The sequence below is a fragment of the Phenylobacterium sp. genome, assembly GCF_025351295.1.
Classification (GTDB): domain Bacteria; phylum Pseudomonadota; class Alphaproteobacteria; order Caulobacterales; family Caulobacteraceae; genus Phenylobacterium.
Map to the genome: position 1 here is coordinate 13043 of NZ_JANXWD010000120.1, position 18618 is coordinate 31660.

General features: G+C 68.5%; 17 protein-coding genes. 5 read left to right on the forward strand and 12 right to left on the reverse strand.

Annotation, left to right across the window (positions count from 1 at the left end; all coding sequences use genetic code 11):
- The first annotated feature begins 47 nt into the window (after window positions 1–47).
- Together Q0R13_RS17035 and Q0R13_RS17040 are read left to right on the forward strand one after the other, a co-directional pair.
- Window positions 48–539, forward strand: coding sequence for a CinA family protein (locus tag Q0R13_RS17035; RefSeq protein ID WP_293906134.1), 492 nt, complete (start codon window positions 48–50; stop codon window positions 537–539).
- A 67-nt stretch (window positions 540–606) separates the two neighbouring features.
- Window positions 607–1914 carry an APC family permease gene (locus Q0R13_RS17040; RefSeq protein ID WP_293906136.1) on the forward strand — a complete coding sequence of 436 codons (1308 nt, stop codon included), beginning with the start codon at window positions 607–609 and terminating at the stop codon, window positions 1912–1914.
- Here Q0R13_RS17040 and Q0R13_RS17045 read toward each other — a convergent pair.
- On the reverse strand, window positions 1911–2354 hold the full coding sequence (locus Q0R13_RS17045; protein WP_293906138.1) for a type II toxin-antitoxin system RatA family toxin: 444 nt from the start codon (window positions 2352–2354) through the stop codon (window positions 1911–1913). The genes Q0R13_RS17040 and Q0R13_RS17045 overlap by 4 nt on opposite strands.
- Window positions 2355–2360: 6 nt before the next feature.
- Window positions 2361–3320, reverse strand: a complete 960-nt coding sequence (lipA, locus tag Q0R13_RS17050; RefSeq protein ID WP_293906140.1) for a lipoyl synthase — start codon at window positions 3318–3320, stop codon at window positions 2361–2363.
- Between the two features lie 140 nt (window positions 3321–3460).
- Between lipA and Q0R13_RS17055 the strand changes: the two genes are divergently transcribed.
- Both Q0R13_RS17055 and Q0R13_RS17060 read left to right on the forward strand, forming a co-directional pair.
- Window positions 3461–5014: an AMP-binding protein gene (locus Q0R13_RS17055; protein ID WP_293906142.1), complete on the forward strand. Its 1554-nt coding sequence runs from the start codon at window positions 3461–3463 to the stop codon at window positions 5012–5014.
- 77 nt (window positions 5015–5091) lie between these two features.
- Window positions 5092–8313, forward strand: a complete 3222-nt coding sequence (locus Q0R13_RS17060) for a TonB-dependent receptor (RefSeq protein WP_293906144.1) — start codon at window positions 5092–5094, stop codon at window positions 8311–8313.
- A gap of 138 nt (window positions 8314–8451) precedes the next feature.
- Here the strand turns inward: Q0R13_RS17060 and lpdA are convergent, their stop codons facing one another.
- The 8 genes from lpdA to Q0R13_RS17100 all read right to left on the reverse strand — a co-directional run bounded on the left by lpdA (window position 8452) and on the right by Q0R13_RS17100 (window position 15690).
- On the reverse strand, window positions 8452–9858 hold the full coding sequence (gene lpdA / locus Q0R13_RS17065; protein WP_293906169.1) for a dihydrolipoyl dehydrogenase: 1407 nt from the start codon (window positions 9856–9858) through the stop codon (window positions 8452–8454).
- A complete protein-coding gene (locus tag Q0R13_RS17070) occupies window positions 9855–10331 on the reverse strand; it encodes a glutathione peroxidase (protein WP_293906146.1) in 477 nt (158 codons plus the stop codon). The genes lpdA and Q0R13_RS17070 overlap by 4 nt, the downstream gene beginning before the upstream one ends.
- Window positions 10331–11641 (reverse strand): pyruvate dehydrogenase complex dihydrolipoamide acetyltransferase, encoded by a 1311-nt coding sequence (locus Q0R13_RS17075; RefSeq protein ID WP_293906148.1) that lies wholly within the window; start codon window positions 11639–11641, stop codon window positions 10331–10333. The genes Q0R13_RS17070 and Q0R13_RS17075 overlap by 1 nt, the downstream gene beginning before the upstream one ends.
- On the reverse strand, window positions 11638–12042 hold the full coding sequence (locus tag Q0R13_RS17080) for a GFA family protein (RefSeq protein WP_293906150.1): 405 nt from the start codon (window positions 12040–12042) through the stop codon (window positions 11638–11640). The genes Q0R13_RS17075 and Q0R13_RS17080 overlap by 4 nt, the downstream gene beginning before the upstream one ends.
- Before the next feature lie 151 nt (window positions 12043–12193).
- On the reverse strand, window positions 12194–13585 hold the full coding sequence (locus Q0R13_RS17085) for a pyruvate dehydrogenase complex E1 component subunit beta (protein WP_293906152.1): 1392 nt from the start codon (window positions 13583–13585) through the stop codon (window positions 12194–12196).
- Window positions 13582–14652, reverse strand: coding sequence for a pyruvate dehydrogenase (acetyl-transferring) E1 component subunit alpha (gene pdhA / locus Q0R13_RS17090; RefSeq protein WP_293906154.1), 1071 nt, complete (start codon window positions 14650–14652; stop codon window positions 13582–13584). The genes Q0R13_RS17085 and pdhA overlap by 4 nt, the downstream gene beginning before the upstream one ends.
- A gap of 53 nt (window positions 14653–14705) precedes the next feature.
- Window positions 14706–15002, reverse strand: a complete 297-nt coding sequence (locus Q0R13_RS17095; RefSeq protein WP_293906156.1) for a septum formation initiator family protein — start codon at window positions 15000–15002, stop codon at window positions 14706–14708.
- 52 nt (window positions 15003–15054) lie between these two features.
- Window positions 15055–15690, reverse strand: coding sequence for an HTH domain-containing protein (locus tag Q0R13_RS17100; RefSeq protein WP_293906158.1), 636 nt, complete (start codon window positions 15688–15690; stop codon window positions 15055–15057).
- A gap of 85 nt (window positions 15691–15775) precedes the next feature.
- Between Q0R13_RS17100 and Q0R13_RS17105 the strand changes: the two genes are divergently transcribed.
- Window positions 15776–16183 carry a DUF6855 family protein gene (locus Q0R13_RS17105; protein WP_293906160.1) on the forward strand — a complete coding sequence of 136 codons (408 nt, stop codon included), beginning with the start codon at window positions 15776–15778 and terminating at the stop codon, window positions 16181–16183.
- Between the two features lie 220 nt (window positions 16184–16403).
- Here Q0R13_RS17105 and eno read toward each other — a convergent pair whose 3' ends face one another.
- A complete protein-coding gene (gene eno / locus Q0R13_RS17110) occupies window positions 16404–17687 on the reverse strand; it encodes a phosphopyruvate hydratase (RefSeq protein WP_293906162.1) in 1284 nt (427 codons plus the stop codon).
- A 73-nt stretch (window positions 17688–17760) separates the two neighbouring features.
- The coding region (locus Q0R13_RS17115; protein ID WP_293906164.1) for a hypothetical protein at window positions 17761–18618 on the reverse strand (858 nt) is incomplete at its 5' end.

Genomic DNA, 18618 nt, shown 5'->3' on the forward strand with positions numbered 1-18618 from the left:
CCAATGCTCTGTGGTCGCACCTAAACCGTAAAGAGAACGCTGCGCGCATGTTCAACCTGGAGATTGTCACCCTCGCCCGGCTGCTGATCGACGAGGCGCGGGAACGCTCGCTCCGGATCGTCACCGCGGAGAGCTGCACCGGCGGTCTGGTGGCCGGCGCCATCTGCTCGATCGCCGGCTCCTCGGACGTCTTCGAGCGTGGGTTCGTGACCTATTCCAACCGCGCCAAGCAGGAACTGCTGGGCGTCCCGGGCGACCTGATCGCCGACCTGGGCGCGGTCTCCGAACCCGTGGCCCGGATGATGGCCGAGGGGGCGCTGGAAGCCTCCAACGCCCACCTCGCCGTGGCTATCACCGGGGTCGCGGGGCCCGGCGGCGGCACCAAGATGAAGCCGGTCGGAACCGTCCACATCGCCACCGCCCGCACCAACCAGCGGCTGGTGCATGAGGAGCACTTCTTCGAGGAAGAGACCCGCGAGGGCATCCAGCTGGCCGCCGTGCAGGCAGCACTGCAGATGATGCGCGACCGGCTCGTGTAGCGCGTCGACGCAACGAGAAAAGCGGCCGGACAGGTGCGGACCGCCGCCCCCCGAGCCTCTAGCGGCCATGCACACTGCCGCCGCACCTCTGATCCGCGCCCTCAGCCGGCGCGACCTGATCGGTATCCTGGTGAACACCATGATCGCCTCCGGCATGATGGCGGCGCCGGCCAAGGTGTTCGCGCTCGCCCAGGGCTGGAGCTTCGCGGTGCTGGGCGTGAGCGCCTTGCTGATCGCGCCGTTGATCCTGAGCTTCGCCGAGCTCGGCAGCCGGTTTTCCGGCACCGGCGGGCCCTATCTCTACGCCCGTGCCGCCCTGCCCGGCGCGATGGCGTTCTCCGTGGGGTGGCTGCTGTGGATCAGCCAGGCGTTCGCCACCGCCACCCTCGCCAACCTGCTGGTAACCTACCTGGCCGGCTTCGTCCCGGCGTTAAGCAGCGGCCTGCCCCGCGCCGCGGTGCTGATCGCCCTGGGCGTCACCGTCACCGCCATCGCGCTGCGCGGGATCCGCCAGTCGGCCATGACCAGCAATGTCTTCGCCGTGCTGAAGCTGGGTTTCGTCGTCGGATTCATTGTGGCCGGCGTCGCCTTCATCCAACCCGGGCATCTGGAGGTGCGCACGCCGCCGCCCGGGCCGGTCACCTTCGCCCAGGCCATCCTGATCTACATCTATGCCTACCTGGGCTTCGAGCGGACCGGGGTCCTGGCGGGCGAGGCGCGGGACCCGAAGGCCGACGTCCCAGTGGCCCTGCTGGTCAGCCTCGCGGTCGCCACCCTGGCCTACGCCCTCGTGCTGCTGGTCTGCGTGGGCGTCCTCGACGATCCCACCGCCACCGACCGGCCGCTCGCCGAGGTGGGCCGACAGCTGTTCGGCGAGGTGGGCGCCGCGGTGATCTCGGCGGGCGCCATCCTGGTGATCCTGGGCACCGTCCTGGTGGCCACGGTCGCCATGGGGCGCCTGCTGCTGGCGCTGGCCGAGGCGGGCCAGGTCCCCGCCGTGCTGGGGACGGTGCATCGCCGCTGGCGCACGCCGCACCCGGCCCTGCTGATCTCTGGCGCGCTGGCCTTCGGGTTCGCCCTGATCAGCGATCTGCTGACCGCGCTGACCTTCTCCACCGCCACGCGGGTGCTCTGCTACATCCTGTGCTGTCTGGCGCTCTGGCGGCTTTCGCGGCGTCCCGACGCGCCGACCCCGCAGTTCCGGCTGCCCGCGCGCGGGGTCGTGGCCCTGGTGAGCGCGGCGATCTTCACCGTCGTGCTGGTGGTGGGCGCGACCAAGGAAGTGCCGGCCCTGGCCGGCGTGCTGGCGGTTGGCCTGGGCCTGTTCGCGCTCACCCGCTGGCGCGCCCGCGTCCGGGCCCCGGCCCCGGTCTAGCCGTAGAGCGCCTTCGCCCGGTCCTCGAAGCAGGTCATCAGGCGCTCGACGGCCTGGCCGAAGTTGGCGGCCAGCAGGCCCTCCAGCAGGCGCGACTTGAACTGGAAGTCGATATCGAACTCGATGCGCGTCCCGCCCGGGTCGTCGAAGAACTGCCAGCGGTTCGCGAGCCGCTTGAACGGCCCCGACAGCAGGCCGACGTCGACCTGCCGGCTGGCGCCATCGCGCCGCACCCGGGTGGCGAACCGCTCTTTCAGGAACGCGAAGCCGACGCCCGCCTCCGCATCCAGGGTGTCGACGTCCTTGCCCAGGTCGCGGGCGTTCCAGGTGCGCATGGACGCGATCCACGGGACGAAGTCGGGGTAGGCCTCCACGTCGCCCACCAACGCGAACAACTGCTCCGGCGTGTACGGCAGCACCCGGGAGACATGGTGGCGCAAGGCGGTCTATGCCGCGGCTTCGCGCTCGCGGCGGGCGGCCTGCAGGCGCGCGAAGTCCTCGCCGGCATGGTGCGACGACCGCGTCAGCGGGCTGGAGGCCACCATCAGGAAGCCCTTGGCGCGGGCGATCTCTTCGTACGCCCTGAACTCGTCCGGGTGGACGAAGCGGTCGATTGGGGCATGTTTTCGAGTGGGCTGGAGGTATTGGCCGATGGTGATGAAGTCGACGCCGGCGGAACGCATGTCGTCCATGACCTGCATCACCTCCTCCTTCGCCTCCCCCAGGCCGACCATGATGCCGGACTTGGTGAACTGGACGGGATCGCGCTCCTTCACCCGCTCCAGAAGGCGCAGCGAGTTGTAGTAGCGCGCGCCGGGCCGGATCGACAGGTAGAGCCGCGGCACGGTCTCCAGGTTGTGGTTGAACACGTCGGGCCGGGCGTCCATCAGGCCGAACACGTCGGCCACCGGCTTGCGCAGGAAGTCCGGAGTCAGGATCTCCACCGTCGTCCCGGGCGAGACCTGACGGATCGCTCGCACCACGGCGGCGAAGTGCGCCGCGCCGCCGTCGGCCAGGTCGTCGCGGTCCACCGAGGTGATGACCACGTGCTTCAGGCCCATCTTCAGCACCGCATCGGCAACGCGGGCCGGCTCGGTCGGGTCCAGGGCGTCGGGCTTGCCGGTCGCGACGTTGCAGAAGGCGCAGGCCCGGGTGCAGGTCTCGCCCATGATCATCATGGTGGCGTGGCTCTTGGACCAGCACTCGCCGATGTTCGGGCAGGCCGCCTCCTCGCAGACCGTGACCAGGCCGTGGCCCTTCACGATCTCGCGGGTGGAGTTGTAGCCCGGCGATCCGGGCGCGCGCACGCGCAGCCACTCCGGCTTGCGCAGCAAGGGGCTATCGGGCCGCGCCTGCTTCTCGGGGTGGCGCGGACGCGCCTTCAGGGTGTCGATGACCACGGCCATGCCCCTAGATCGGCTGTCCGGGGCTCCGGATCAAGCCGCGACGTCGGCGCAAGCGGCGCTTGCCGCCCGCAAGCCACCTTTCCACCATCGCGGCCGGGCGATAGGCTAGCGGCCAACCAGAAAAACGGGAGGCGCCGTTCGTGGCTTCATTCGACAGCGCCGCCGCGCAGTCCGCCCTGTTCGACGCCCTGGTGGCGGCGTCGCGCAAGCACGGGTCGAAGAAGCCGATCCTGGAGGACCAGGAGCGCAATCCGCTCAGCTATCTGGACCTGATTCGCGCGGCCTTCGCCCTGGGCCGCAAGATCTCCGCCTTCACCAAGAAGGGCGAGCGGGTCGGCGTCATGCTGCCGTCCAGCGTCGGCGGGGTGGTGACCTTCTTCGCCCTGCACGCCTTTGGACGCGTGCCCACGATGCTGAACTTCACCGCCGGCATCCGCAACCTGAAGGCCGCGTGCGAACTGGCGGGCGTCAAGACCGTGCTGACCTCCCATCGCTTCGTGGAACAGGGCAAGCTGCACGACCTGGTCGACGCCCTCGAGACCCTGACCAAGGTGGTCTACCTTGAGGACGTACGCCGCACGATCGGCTTCTCCGACCGGCTCTATGCCGCGGCGGCCGGCGCCTTCCCGCTGCGGTTCCGGATCGCCACCAAGCCCTCCGAGCCGGGGGTCATCCTGTTCACCTCCGGCAGTTTCGGCGCGCCGCGCGGCGTCGTGCTCAGCCAGGCCAACCTGGTGTCCAACGCCCGCCAGATCGCGGCCCATATCGCGCTCGACCCCAGCTGGGTGTTCTTCAACCCGTTGCCGATCTTCCACTGCTTCGGCCTGACCGGCGGCTGCCTGCTGCCGATCCTGGAGGGGTTGAAGGCGTTCCAGTACCCCTCACCGCTGCACATCAAGCAGATCCCGGCGCTGGTGAAGGACACCGGCGCCGCGGTGCTGTTCGCCACCGACACCTTCCTCAACCAGTACGCCCGTTCGGCCGAGCCCGACGAGCTGTCGGGCCTGACCTTCGTGGTCTGCGGCGCCGAGAAGGTGCGCGAGGAAACCCACAACCTGATCGCCGAGAAGTTCGGCCCGATCCCGATCCTGGAGGGCTATGGCGCGACCGAGGCCTCGCCGGTGATTGCGGTCAACCAGCCGGCCGACAATCGGCGCGGCACGGTCGGCGCCCTGCTGCCCGGCGTCGAGACCCGGCTGGAGCCGGTGGAGGGCATTCCCGGCGGCGGCCGGCTGCTGGTCCGCGGCCCCAACATCATGTCCGGCTACCTGACCCCCGGCGGCGGCATCGAGGCGCCCAGCGGCGGCTGGCACGACACCGGCGACGTGGTGGCGATCTCCGACGACAGCTGGATCCGGATCCTCGGGCGGGTGAAGCGGTTCGCCAAGATCGGCGGCGAGATGGTCTCGCTGACCGCCGCCGAGGACCTGGCCGCCGCCGTCTGGCCCGACTGCCGCCACGCCGTGGTCGCCCTGCCCGACCCGAAGAAGGGCGAACGGCTGATCCTGGTCACCGACCGCCGCGACGCCGAGGCCGCCCCGTTGATCGCCCACGCCAAGATGATCGGCGCGCCGGAACTGGCCGTGCCGCGCAAGATCATCCGGGTGCAGGAGATCCCGGTGCTGGGGACGGGCAAGACGGACTATGTCGCCCTGCAACGGATCGTGGACACCGAGATGCAGCGGGCTGCCTAGGCGCGGGCGGATAAAGGTCTACCCCCCGGTGGGCTACGGGGGAGCAATCGGCCGCGTCAGCTGTGCGGCGCCAGGCCGTGGCGTCCACCGACGCCTCGTGGATCACGCCGGAGGGCCGACGCGCGCCGCTGGCGCCGTCTCGAATCCGCACTTATTGCGGGATCGCAATAAATTGTTTGCTCAACCGCCGGGTAGGCGCAAGTTTGGGCGAGGTACGCGAATTTCACAGCCCGCGAAAAGTGGGGGGGCGCTACCGCATTCGGGAGGAAGACATGGGCCGCAGGTCACTCTGCGCTAGCACCGCTGTAAGCATCGTCATGGCTCTGAGCGCTTCGTATGCTCAGGCCGCCGCTGCAGGGGCGCCAGCCCCGGAACTCAGCGAAGTGATCGTCACCGGCTCGCTGATCGCCGGCACGTCGAAGGACGCCGCGCTGCCGGTCAATGTGGTGACCCAGGAGCAGATGCGCCGGCAAGGCGCGCCGAGCGTCGTCGAGATCATCAAGCAGCTGCCGGAATCCTCCGGCGTCATCGGCGAATCGAACCAGTTCGTCGCCGGCGGCCGCGGCCAGGGCCTGTACGGCACCTCCACCGTCAATCTGCGCGGCCTAGGGCCTGAGCGCACCCTGACGCTGTTCAATGGCCACCGCCTGCCGCTCGCCTTTGCGATTTCGCCAGACCCCAACAAGCTGCCCCTGGCGGCGATTGGCCGCGTGGAGGTGCTGAAGGACGGCGCGGCCGCCACCTACGGATCGGACGCCATCGGCGGCGTGGTGAACTTCATCACCAGGCGCTCGTTCGAGGGCCTGGAGCTCAGCGCCGACTACCGTCAGATCGACGGCTCAAAGGGCGACGACTACGGGGCCAGCTTCGTCGGGGGAAAGGTGGGCAGCAACTGGGACGTGATGGTCTCAGGCGAGTACCACCATCGTTCCGAACTGCCCGTGCTCGGCAAGGATTGGGCTCACCAGGCCTACGACCGGAACCCTGAGGGCGGCTGGACCGGCGGCGGCAACCCCGAAGCCTTCATTCCCACCACAGCGGGGGGTACGATCATCGCCGGAAGCCGGCTCGACCTCGGCTGCACCGCGCTGGGCGGACAGCTCACCACCGCCAAAGCCAACGCGGCGCCCCTGCTGCCTTGGACCAGCTGCCGCGGCCAGTACTCGATCTGGGACAACCTGGAGGAGAAGGAAGATCGCTACCTGGGCTTCGCTCAGGCGAACTGGAAGTTCGCCGAGGGCCACGAGCTGCACCTCGACGCCTCCTACGGCTACACGAACCTGCCGTTCTTCAAGTCGTCGCCCTCGTACGTGACGACGCGGCCGGTGCCCGGGGCCGTCCTGCCCTCCGGTTTCCCGCAGCTGTCGGTTGCGGGACCGCCAGCCTCCTCACTGTTCTACTTCGTGCCGGCGACCAACCCCGGCTTCGCCGCCTACATCGCCGCCAATCCGGGGCAATTCCCGACCGGCACCGGCGGGGCCCTGATTACCATCGGGACGTTCCGCCCGTACCTCACGGGGGGCAACCCACTCTACGATTACAAGCACGGCGTCGGCGGCCGCGACTACCAGAAGCAGATCCTGCTCAATGCCGGCGTGAAGGGCGACGTCACGGCCGGCATCAAATACGATGTCAGCTTCACCTATGGGCAGTACAGGTCCTATGCCGAAGGGCGCGACAGCCTGACCGACCGGCTGGAACTGGCGCTGCGCGGCCTTGGCGGTCCCAACTGCGATTTCCGGACCGGTACGCCGGGGGCCGGCGGATGCCAGTACCTCAATCCGTTCTCCAACGGCATCCCGGGCGCGCCGAACCGCGGGCTGACCAATCCGGGCTTCGTGTCGAGCCTCGCCAACACGGCGGCGCTCGCGGACTGGATCATGCCCATTCAGACCAGCCGGTCAAAGTTCCAGGAAGAGGAATTCAACGGCGTGCTGTCGGGCGAGTTCCCCTGGTTCACGCTGGGCGGCGGAAATATCAAGTGGGCCGGCGGATTCCAGTGGCGTCACAACAGCTATAGGACCCAGTACAGCGAGTTCGGCAACGGACTGCTGTCGCCCTGCTCGAACTCGCCGAGCCCCGTCAGCCGCAACGACTGCATCTTCCCGTCGAACCCCAACCCGGCCGTCACCACGGGCACGGGCCCGAACGTCTTCGGCCCGGTCTCCATTCCCGTCGATATCAAGCAGAACATCTATGCCGGCTTCGGCGAGCTCAACCTGCCGTTCACGGATAAGTTCTTCATCGAACTGGCCGCCCGATATGAAGACTACGGCAAGTTCGGCGGCTCCACCTTCAATCCGCAGGTGCGCGGCAAGTGGCAGGCGACGGACTGGATCGCCCTGCGCGGTTCGATCGGCACGACCTTCCGCGCCCCGCCGCAGGGTTTGCTCATCCCGAACCCCAGCACCGGCCTGCAGCAGGTGCTGGGAACGTTCATTCCCGTCTCGACGATCGGCAACCCGAACCTGACCCCGGAAAAGGCGACGGTCTACAGCGTCGGGGCCATCGTCGACATCGGCAATTTCCGGGGGAGCGTCGACTATTGGAACTACAACTTCAGGGACTTGCTCACCTCCGAGCCACTCACGCCGGTCGTCAGCGCCATCTTCCCGAACGGCGCCAGCGGCGCCAACAACTGTGGGAACCCCGCGCTGGCCAGCTTCATTGCGACACATCTGGTGTTCTCCGGACCCTGCGGACCGGGGGTGGTCGCCGTGCTGCTGCAGGCGATCAACGGCCCGCGCGTCAAGACCGCGGGGGTCGACGTCGACTTGAGCTACCAGTGGCCCGAGGCGTTCGGCGGCGCCCTGACCGCGACCGCCCTTTTCACCTACGTCGATAAGTACAACGTCGGCGCACTGAAGATCGGAACGGTGACGATCCCTGCATTCGAGGCCGTGGGCAAGTTCAACTCCGGCCAGATCGCCTATCCGATCCCGCGGTTCAAGGGGACGTTCGCGCTGAACTACGAGCGCGCACCGTTCAATGTGCGCTACCAGGTCCGCTACATCGACTCCTACGTCGATCAGCGGTCCGGGCTGTTCAACTTCAACCCGATCTATGTGACGCCGACCAATCCGACCGGCGTCGTCACGCGCGGGGCGAAGATCCGCGACCAGGTGCTGCAGGATGTGACCGTGCTGTGGGAGGCGCCGTACGAAACCCGGGTCAGCCTCTCGGTCACGAACATATTCGACAAGGATCCACCCTTTGCCCGCACCGACCTCAACTACGATGCGCTGACGGCCGATCCGCTCGGCCGGACGCTCAAAATCGGTGTCTCAAAGACGTTCTGATCCGCCACGCGGCGCGCGCCTGAAGCGAGGCGCGCGCCGTAAGGCTTGGGATTGATATCGCGTAGTACGGATCGTCGAAGTGGTGGTGGCGGGACCAGGTTGCGGCGCCCGGCAGCGGGCCAGTGAGGGGCTGTGATATCAGATGTGCAGCACCAGGCCGTAGGCGTCCAGCGAGGCCTCGTGCATCGCCTCGCTCATGGTCGGGTGCGGGAACACCGTGCCCTGCAGCTCGGCTTCGGTGGCCTCCAGGGTCATCGCCAGGGTGAAGCCCTGGACCATCTCGGTGACCTCGTGGCCGATCAGGTGGGCGCCGATCAGGGCGCCGGTCTTGCCGTCGAACACCACCTTGATGAAGCCCTCGGTGTCGGAGGCGGCGATCGCCTTGCCGTTCACCCGGAACGGGAAGCGGCCGACCTTGGGTTCGCGCCCCTGCTCCTTGGCCTGGGCCTCGGTCAGGCCTACCGATGCGACCTGCGGGTTAGTATAGGTGCAGCCGGGGATCGGCGAATGGATGTTGGTCGGCTTGAGGCCGGCGATGTGCTCGACGCAATGGACGCCCTCGTGGCTGGCCTTGTGCGCGAGCCAGGGCGGGCCGGCCACGTCGCCGATCGCATAGAGGCCGGGCACGCCCGTGCCGCCGTGGTCGTCGGTGACGATGTGGGTGCGGTCAATCTTCACCCCCAGGGCTTCCAGGCCCATGTCCTCGACATTGCCGACGATTCCGATGGCGACGATGCAGACGTCGGCCTCCAGGGCCTCGGCCTTGCCGCCGGCCTCGATCTCGACGGAGACTCCCTTGGCGGTCTTGGCGACCTTCTTGACGCTGGCGGGCACGCGGAACTTGATGCCGCGCTTCTCGAACGCCTTGTGCGCGGCCTTGGAGACCTCTTCGTCCTCCACCGCCAGAATCCGCGGCAGCATCTCCACGACGGTAACTTCGGAGCCCAAGGCCCTGTAGAAGCTCGCGAATTCCATGCCGATGGCGCCGGAGCCGATCACCACCATGGTCTTTGGCGCGCTCTTCGGGACCAGGGCCTCGCGGTAGGTCCAGATGCGCTCGCCGTCCGGCTCCATGCCCAGCGCCGGCACGATCCGCGCCCGCGCGCCGGTGGCCAGGATCACGCTCTTGGCGGTGACCGTCCGCGACCCGCCGGCGGCCAGGGCGACGATGACCTTCGGCGATTCGGCGCCCTTCTCGAGCCTGGCGAAGCCTTCGATCACCTCGACCTTGTGCTTCTTCATCAGGAAGGCGACGCCGGCGTTCAGCTGTGCGGCCACCTTGCGCGAGCGCTGGATCACCGCGGTGAAGTCGAAGCCGCGCTTCTCCACCGAGAGGCCATAGTCCTTCAGGTGGTCGAGGGTCTCGTAGATCTCCCCGGACTTCAGCAGCGCCTTGGTCGGGATGCAGCCCCAGTTCAGGCAGATGCCGCCCAGCTCGGTCCGCTCCACGATGGCGGTTTTCAGGCCGAGCTGCGCGGCCCGGATCGCGGTCACATAGCCGCCCGGCCCGGAGCCGATGACGATCACGTCGAAGTCAGCCATCAGAGTAAAGCCTCGATCGCGCTTTCCAGCGTCTTGGGTTCAGTGGCGGGCCCGAAGCGGCTTCTCACCTCGCCCTTCCGGTCGACGAGGAACTTGGTGAAGTTCCACTTGATGTTCTCGGTGCCCAGCAGGCCCTTCTGCTGGCGCTTGAGATAGCCGTACAGCGGATGGGCCGTCGGCCCGTTGACGTCGATCTTCCGCATGATCGGGAAGTCCACCTGATAGTTCAGGGCGCAGAAGTTAGCGATCTGGGCCGCATCCCCCGGTTCCTGGGCCCCGAACTGATTGCACGGGAAGCCCAGCACCACGAAGCCGCGATCCTTGTACTTCGTATAGAGCGCTTCCAGCCCGGCGTACTGGCCGGTGAAGCCGCACTTGGAGGCGGTGTTGACGATCAGCACGACCTTGTCGCGATACGCCGACAGCGGCGCGGCATAGCCGTCCAGGCTCTCGGCCTTGAAGTCGTAGATGCTCATCAGACGATCATCGTCAGGGGCTCTTCGAGCAGCCCCTTGAACGCCTGCAGCCAGCGCGCGCCGACGGCGCCGTCCACCACCCGGTGATCGCAGGTCAGGGTCACGGTCATGACGTTGGCGATGACGATGGCGTCGCCCTTGACCACGGCCCGCTTCTCGCCGGCGCCCACCGACAGGATGGCGCCCTGCGGCTCGTTGATGATCGAGGCGAAGGTCTTGATGCCGAACATGCCCAGGTTGGAGACCGAGAAGGTGCCGCCCTGGAACTCGTCGGGCTTCAGCTTCTTGCTGCGCGCCCGCTCGGCCAGGTCCTTGGACTCGGTGGCGATCTGGGCCAGGCCCTTGGTCTCGGCGGCGCGGATGATCGGGGTGATCAGGCCGCCCGGGATGGCCACCGCCATCGCGATGTCCGCATGGTGGTGCATGGCGATGCCCTCGGGCGAGTAGGAGGCGTTGGCCTCCGGCACGTTCTTCAGGGCGACCGCGGCGGCCTTCATGACGAAATCGTTGACGCTGACCTTGACGCCGGACTTCTCGAGCAGGCCGTTGATCCGCACGCGGGCGGCCAGCAGGGCGTCGATCTCGATGTCGAGGCTGAGTGGGAAGTGCGGCACGTCGCGGAAGCTGTCGGTCATCCGCCGCGCCACGGTCTTGCGCATGCCGTCCAGCGGGATGAGGTCGTAGCTGCCGGGCGCGATGCCCATCTGCTCCAGGCTCTGGGCTTGGCGTGGGGCGGCCGCCGCAGCCGTGGCCGGCGCGGAGGCCGGCGCCGCGACGGGGGCCGCCGCCGGAGCCGCCTTGGCCTGACCGGGCTGGGCCGCGTCGATGTCGGCCTTGACGATCCGCCCGTGCGGGCCGCTGCCGGCGACGGCCGACAGGTCGATCCCCTTCTGCGCCGCGAGCCGCTTGGCCAGGGGCGAGGCGAAGATCCTGGCGCCGTCGGCCGCCTTGGCCGGCGCAGCCTGGGCGATGGGCGCCGGCGCTGCGGCAGTAGGCGCCGCAGCCTTGGCGGGCTCGGACGCCTTGGTGGCGGGCCCGTCGGCCTTGGGCGCCGGCGGCGGAGCCGCATCGCCGTCGCCCGACAGCCGAGCGATGGTCGCGTTGACCTTCACGCCCTCGGTACCCTCGGCGACCAGCAGTTCCTCGATGGTTCCCTCGTCGACCGCCTCCACCTCCATGGTGGCCTTGTCGGTCTCGATCTCGGCGATCACGTCGCCGGAGGAGACCTTGTCCCCCACCTTCACGTGCCACTTGGCGAGCGTCCCTTCCTCCATCGTGGGAGAAAGGGCGGGCATGAGGATGTCCGTCATGCGGGTTCCTTGGAGAGATGGGCCAGGGCGTGGGCGTTCAATTCCCAGTTCCGGCCGTCAAAGGCTTCGATGTCGATGGTGAGGCCGGCGGCCTCGTCCAGGCAGCGGGCGTTGACGCTCCAGCCGTCCGGGTTGGACCGGGGTCGGTAGAACGCTTTCACGCCGCACTCGACGCAGAACAAGTGCTTCGCCACCCGGGTGTTGAACGTGTACTCGGCCAGCCGGTCGGCCCCGCGGGTCACCCGGAACCGGCTCTCCGGCACGATGACGTGCACGAACCCGGTCTTGGCGCACATGGAGCAGTTGCAGTCCTGCGCCAGGACATGCGCCGGCAGGGCCGCCTCGAAGCGCACCTCGCCGCAATGGCAACCGCCCGCGCGCCAGACGAAGGCCTCGCTCATGATATCCCTCCGCTCATCCCGGCGAAGGCAGGGACCCAGATGGAATGGCTCAGAGGCAGGCTCGATACGCGCCGCGCACTTCCAACCCACATCGGCATTTCGCGATCTGGGTCCCGGCCTTCGCCGGGATGCGCGGGACCAAGGGCCCTGCTCATTTGTAGGAGACCGCCTTGGCCGCCGCCACGATCTTGTCGATCGATGGCATGGAGAGCACCTCGAGGTTGGCCGCGTAGGGCAGCGGCACGTCCTCCTGGTGGACCCGGGCCGGCGGCGCGTCGAGATAGTCGAAGGCCAGTTCCACCGCCTTGGCCGAGATCTCGGCGCCGACGCCCATCGGGCCCCAGCCTTCCTCGACCGTGACCACGCGGTTGGTCTTCTTGATGCTCTCGATGACCGTGTCGATGTCCATGGGGCGCAGGGTGCGCAGGTCGACGACCTCGGCCTGGATGCCCTCCTCGGCCAGCTTCTCCGCCGCCTGCAGGCAGAACCCCACCATGCGGGAGTAGGCGACGAGGGTGACGTCGGTCCCCACGCGGCGGATCTTGGCCTTGCCGATCGGCACGACCCAGTCGATCCCTTCCGGCACCTCGAACTCCTGGCCGTAGAGCATCTCGTGCTCCAGGAAGACCACCGGGTTCGGGTCGCGGATCGCCGCCTTCATCAGCCCCTTGGCGTCGGCGCTGTCGTAGGGCGCCAGCACCTTCAGGCCCGGCACGTGGGCGTACCAGGCGCCGTAGTCCTGGCTGTGCTGCGCGCCCACCCGGGCGGCCGCGCCATTCGGACCGCGGAAGACGATCGAGCACTTGATCTGGCCGCCGGACATGTAGAGCGTCTTGGCCGCCGAGTTGATGATGTGGTCGATGGCCTGCATGGCGAAGTTGAAGGTCATGAACTCGACGATCGGCTTCAGACCGGCCATCGCCGCGCCGACGCCGATGCCGGCAAAGCCATGCTCGGTGATCGGGGTGTCGATCACCCGCTTGGGGCCGAACTCGTCCAGCAAACCGCGCGAGACCTTGTAGGCGCCCTGGTACTGGGCGACCTCCTCGCCCATCAGGAACACGTCCGGGTCGCGGCGCATCTCCTCGGCCATGCCGTCTCGCAGGGCGTCGCGCACGGTCACCTTCACCATGTTGACACCCTCCGGCAGGGCCGGGTCCTTCAGCGGCACGGCGGGAGCCGGCGCAGCGGCGGACGCGGCGCGGACGGGATCGCCCTTCGCCTCGGCCCGCGAGGCCGGCTGCTTCTCCATGGCCGCCGCTGGCTCGGGAGCCGCTGCAGGCGGCGGCGACGCGGTCGCGCCGGCCTCGCCCGCCAGCCGTGCGATCACCGAATTGACCTTCACCTCCTCGGTTCCCTCGGCGATGAGGAGTTCCGAGATGGTCCCTTCGTCGACCGCCTCCACCTCCATGGTGGCCTTGTCGGTTTCGATCTCCGCGATCACGTCGCCGGAGGAGATCTTGTCCCCAACCTTCACGTGCCACTTGGCGAGGGTGCCCTCTTCCATCGTGGGCGAGAGCGCCGGCATCAGAATGTCGGTCACGCCTTCGCCCCCTCTGCGGCTACGGTGTAGACGTTCGTGTAGAGTTCGGACGGGTCCGGCTCGGGGCTGGTGCGGGCGAATTCCGCGGCCTCGGCCACGATCCGCTTCACGTCGGCGTCGATCGCCTTCAGCGCGGCCTCGTCGGCCCAGCCGTTCTTTTCCAGCAGCTCCTCGCAATGGTCGATCGGGTCGCGGGTCTTGCGGACCTCATCGACCTCCTCGCGCGTGCGGTACTTGGCGGGATCGCTCATCGAGTGGCCGCGATAGCGGTAGGTCTTCAGTTCCAGGATGTAGGGGCCATTGCCCGCCCGGCAGTGCGCGCAGGCGCGCTCGGCGGCGGCCTTCACCGCCGTCACGTCCATCCCGTCGACTTCCTCGCCCGGGATGTTGAAGGAGATGCCGCGCTTGTAGAGCTTGGTCTCGGACGACGAGCGGTCGATGGCGGTGCCCATCGCGTATTCGTTGTTCTCGATGCAGTAGATGACCGGCAGCTTCCACACCTGGGCCATGTTGAAGCTCTCGTAGACCTGGCCCTGGTTGGCCGCACCGTCGCCGTAGTAGGCGAAGCTGACCTTGCCATCGCCGCGGTAGGCGTTGGCGAACGCCAGGCCGGTACCCAGCGACACCTGCGCCCCCACGATCCCGTGGCCGCCGTAGAAGGCCGCCTCGGTCGAGAACATGTGCATCGACCCGCCCTTGCCCCGCGAGGAACCGCCGGAGCGCCCGGTCAATTCGGCCATGACCTCCTTCGGGTCCATCCCGCAGACCAGCATGTGGCCGTGGTCCCGGTAGCCGGTGATCATCTGGTCGCCGGGGCGCTTGGCCGCCTGGCAACCGACCGCGATCGCTTCCTGCCCGATGTACAGGTGGCAGAAGCCGCCGATCAGCCCCATGCCGTAGAGCTGGCCCGCTCGCTCCTCGAAGCGGCGGATCAGCAGCATCTGCCGATAGTACTCGAGAAGCTGTTCCTTGGTGGCCGAAGTCGTCGCGGCGGCCGCCTTCTTCGGCGCCCCCTCCGACTCGTTGGCCTTCCGCCGACCGGCCGTGCCAGTCTGACCGCGCGCCATGCGTCGCTCCCGTGATCGTTTTGCCGCCCCCCGGTAGGAGCGGCGAACCGATCCTAGGGCTTTAACCGAATGACATAGTCCCTTGGATCAGCGAAGCCTAGCAGGGAGCGCGCCCTTTCCTCCAGCAGGTCCGCGGAAAGGCTGGAGTCGCGCAGGAGTTGGGCGCGGATCTCGAGATCGCGCCGCGTGGCGGTCAGCTGCGCCAGCTCCTGGGTCTTGGCGATCAGGGCCGCGCTGCGCTGGTTCGACCGCAGCAGCCCGCCCTCCCCGGTGAACCCCTGAACGCCGAAATAGACGATCAGCAGCAGCACCGCGGAGGTGAACAGGTACGGGCGAAGACGGGCGAGCACGGCGATTCCCTGGACAGCCGCCTCACTTCGCCCTGACATGCTTAATGGGATGCTAACCAACGGCGTCCGGCGGCCCGAAACGCCGCGCCGAGATTGCGATATCGCCGCAGTCCGCCAGGGCGATGGCCGCCTCCCCCGCCGCCGCGTCGATGACGAACCAGCCATCGACGCGCAGCATCAGGCCGATGGGGTGGATGGTGCGGGACGATTCGGAGCGGGTGTCGATCCGCACGACCCGGGCCTCGCGGACCGCGTCGGCCAGGGCGGGGAGCCGCACGTCCGGCGCGTCCGCGGCCGGCAGGTCGAATCGGAACCGGCGCCGGGCCTGTTCGATCTTCGCCCGCACCGGATCGGGAAAGGACTCCAGCAGCTTCGCCCGCGCCCGCTGGGCGGCGTCCTCCAGGCCCAACATCGCCAGCTCCGCCACCGGCCGGCTCAGCAGCACCGCCATCGCCTCGGCCTCGTCGGACGCCAGGCCCGTCAGCCGGGTGCGATAGTTGAACCCCAGCTCGATGCCGCCCTGGTTGCCCTGGTGGACGATGATCGGAAGACCGGCCTCAGTGAGCGCGTCGACGTCGCGCAGGATGGTGCGCCGCGCCACTTCCAGCTCCGTCGCCAGCTGGGCGCTGGTCATGCGCCCGCGGTTCTGCAGGATCAGCAACAGGCGCAGGAGTCGCGATGCGCGCATGGCCGGCTTCCAAACATGACAGAAGACGTCACATTAGGTCGCGCATAACCAGATGGAAGTCATTCGCGGCCGGGAAGGAAAGTCGATGAGCACCGTCACCTACGGAACCGGCGTCGCGGACGATCCGTGGATCCTGAAGACCCCGTCCCAGACCTCCGAGTTCCAGGCCTGGAAGGACGGCGACGCGCTCCATGTCCAGGTCGGCTCGACCCGCCTCTCCTACCAGGCCCGCGGCCTCGAGGACCTGCACGCCATGCTGAAGGCCCGCGGCGACTGGGTGGCGCTGGGCAACGCCGATGAGGGCAAGCCGACCGCCGACGGCACGGTGGAGGCCTGGGCGCGGGCCGCCGACAACCCGGTCGGCGGCTACTACGGCCTGCGCAAAGGCTACCGCGGCCGCTTCGCCAACTATGTGACGCCGGTGCTGGAGTTGCTGGGCTTGGTCGAGCTGGAGCACGAACCGCGCAACAACCGGGTCAGGGCGAAGGGATAGGTTAGCCTCACTCAAAGTCATGCGACGCAGACGCGCAATCCTTCCCCCTTTGGGGGGAAGTGGCCAGACGGCGAAGCCGAGGGTCGATGGGGGAAGTGTTGGGCGCCGTCGCGCCGATTTCCCCATTGTCGCCCGCCTTCGGCCTTGGCGACATTTCCCCCGCAAGCGGGGGAAGCATGAGATTGCCTTGTCGGGCACGACCAAAGTGAAGCCGAGCCGCCTACCTCAAGCTGCGCAACGCGCCGCGCCCCGCGTAGATCGCCTGGTCGCCCAGTTCCTCTTCGATGCGCAGGAGCTGGTTGTACTTGGCCATGCGGTCCGAGCGCGACAGCGAGCCGGTCTTGATCTGCCCGCAGTTGGTGGCCACCGCCAGGTCGGCGATGGTGCAGTCCTCGGTCTCGCCCGAGCGGTGGCTCATCACGGCGGTGTAGCTGTTGCGGTGGGCCAGGTCGACGGCATCCAGGGTTTCCGACAGGGTGCCGATCTGGTTGACCTTCACCAGGATCGAATTGGCCAAGCCCTTGCCGATCCCCATGGCCAGGCGCTCGGAATTGGTCACGAACAGGTCGTCGCCGACGATCTGGATCCGGCCGCCCAGCCGCTCGGTCAGTAGCTTCCAGCCCTCGAAATCGTCCTCGGAACAGCCGTCCTCGATGCTGACGATCGGGAAGCGCGCGACCAGCCCGGCCAGGTAGTCGACCATGCCGCCCGGATCTAGGCTCTTGCCCTCACCGGCCATCATGTACTTGCCGCCCTTGAAGAACTCGGTGGCCGCCGCGTCGAGTCCCAGGTGGAAGTCGTCGCCGGCCGTGTAGCCGGCCGCCACGCCGGCCTTGACGATGAAGCCCAGGGCCTCGTCGGCGCTGCCGATGTTGGGGGCGAAGCCGCCCTCGTCGCCGACGGTGGTGTTGTGGCCGGCGTCGTGCAGCGCCTTCTTCAGCGCGTGGAAGATCTCCGCGCCCATCCGCAGGCCCTCGGCGAAGGTCTCGGCGCCGGTCGGCAGGATCATGAACTCCTGGATGTCGATGGGATTGTCGGCGTGGGCCCCGCCGTTGATGATGTTCATCATCGGGGTCGGCAGCACCCGGGCCGAGACGCCGCCCACGTACTTGTAGAGCGGCAGCGCCGCCGAGCTCGCCGCCGCCTTGGCCGCCGCCAGGCTGACTCCCAGGATCGCATTGGCGCCCAGGCGGGCCTTGTTCTTGGTCCCGTCCAGCTCGATCAGCAGGCGGTCGAGGCGTCGCTGATCCTCCGCGTCGGCGCCCGAAAGCGCGTCGTAGATCTCGCCGTTCACGGCCTCGACGGCGCCCAGAACGCCCTTGCCCAGATAGCGGCCCTTGTCGCCGTCGCGCCGCTCGACGGCCTCGTGCGCGCCGGTCGAGGCGCCCGATGGCACGGCCGCGCGGCCCATCGATCCGTCCTCGAGGATCACGTCCACTTCGACGGTCGGGTTGCCCCGGCTGTCGAGAATTTCGCGGGCGATGATATCGACGATCTCGGTCATGGAGGCCTCTGGCTTTTCGGAGCGCGGGAGGCTTAGCCCAAGCCGCGGCGCCGGGGCAACGGCGGCGACCGCCTCAGGGCTCGACCTTGAACCAGGCCAGCTCGAAGCGCCATCCGCCCGCCCTGGCAAGGTTGGTGAACCGCTGGCGCTCGGCCACCGACTGCAGGGGCAACTCCACCAGGCCCTGCGGCGCGGCGGTTTTCGACTCCATGAAGACGATCCCGTTCCAGCCCGAGCGGTCGGTGTCGACGTTCAGGGTATAGCTCCCGTCGTCGTGATGGATCACCGCCGGCGGCCCGAGTTTCGCCAGCTCGGTTCGGCCCACGATGCGCTGGACGGCGCCGGAGGGCTCGACGCCGTAGAGCGCGCCGGCGGGCCCCAGCTCGGCCGCGTTGAAGGTCAGTTCGGCCCGGGTGACCCCGCGCTTCATCGTCTCCAGCCGCAGCTCGAACCGCGGGATGCCGGCATAGCGGAACGGCTTCAGGGTCTCGATCCAGCCGCAGCGCTGGGGGTCCAGCGGCGCCACGTCGGTGGCGATCACCTGGTCGACGTCGACCTTCCTGGCCTTGGCGTCCCGGAGAATATTGCGCGAGATCACGGCGGGCTGGACGCTGGAGGCCCCGCTCAGCCGGTAGGCCTCGATCCCGTCCACGCTGGAGTGGTCGGAGACCCGCAGCCAGGAGCAGGGCGTCTGGCCGATCTGGGCGGTCACAAAGGCCAGCGGATCGGGCGCGGGCGCTTTCTTCACCAGGCTGACACCGACAGCCGTGAGGGCGATGACCGCCGCAACGCAGCCGGCGGCGATCCGCCAGTGCGTCTTCAGGGCCACCATCGGCGTCGCGGCGACCTCCGGTGTGGCCGCGGCGACCGGCGCAGGCGCCTTGGGCGGCGGCGCGGCCGGCGCGGGGGCCGCCCCCGCGGGGGGAGTCGC

What these genes read in the sequence shown, in the direction of transcription:
- Q0R13_RS17035 (WP_293906134.1), top strand. Translation starts at nt 48, where the DNA reads ATGTTCAACCTGGAGATTGTCACCCTCGCCCGGCTGCTGATCGACGAG.
- Q0R13_RS17040 (WP_293906136.1), top strand. Translation starts at nt 607, where the DNA reads ATGCACACTGCCGCCGCACCTCTGATCCGCGCCCTCAGCCGGCGCGAC.
- lipA (WP_293906140.1), bottom strand. Translation starts at nt 3,320, where the DNA reads ATGGCCGTGGTCATCGACACCCTGAAGGCGCGTCCGCGCCACCCCGAG.
- Q0R13_RS17070 (WP_293906146.1), bottom strand. Translation starts at nt 10,331, where the DNA reads ATGAGCATCTACGACTTCAAGGCCGAGAGCCTGGACGGCTATGCCGCG.
- Q0R13_RS17075 (WP_293906148.1), bottom strand. Translation starts at nt 11,641, where the DNA reads ATGACGGACATCCTCATGCCCGCCCTTTCTCCCACGATGGAGGAAGGG.
- Q0R13_RS17080 (WP_293906150.1), bottom strand. Translation starts at nt 12,042, where the DNA reads ATGAGCGAGGCCTTCGTCTGGCGCGCGGGCGGTTGCCATTGCGGCGAG.
- pdhA (WP_293906154.1), bottom strand. Translation starts at nt 14,652, where the DNA reads ATGGCGCGCGGTCAGACTGGCACGGCCGGTCGGCGGAAGGCCAACGAG.
- Q0R13_RS17100 (WP_293906158.1), bottom strand. Translation starts at nt 15,690, where the DNA reads ATGCGCGCATCGCGACTCCTGCGCCTGTTGCTGATCCTGCAGAACCGC.
- Q0R13_RS17105 (WP_293906160.1), top strand. Translation starts at nt 15,776, where the DNA reads ATGAGCACCGTCACCTACGGAACCGGCGTCGCGGACGATCCGTGGATC.
- eno (WP_293906162.1), bottom strand. Translation starts at nt 17,687, where the DNA reads ATGACCGAGATCGTCGATATCATCGCCCGCGAAATTCTCGACAGCCGG.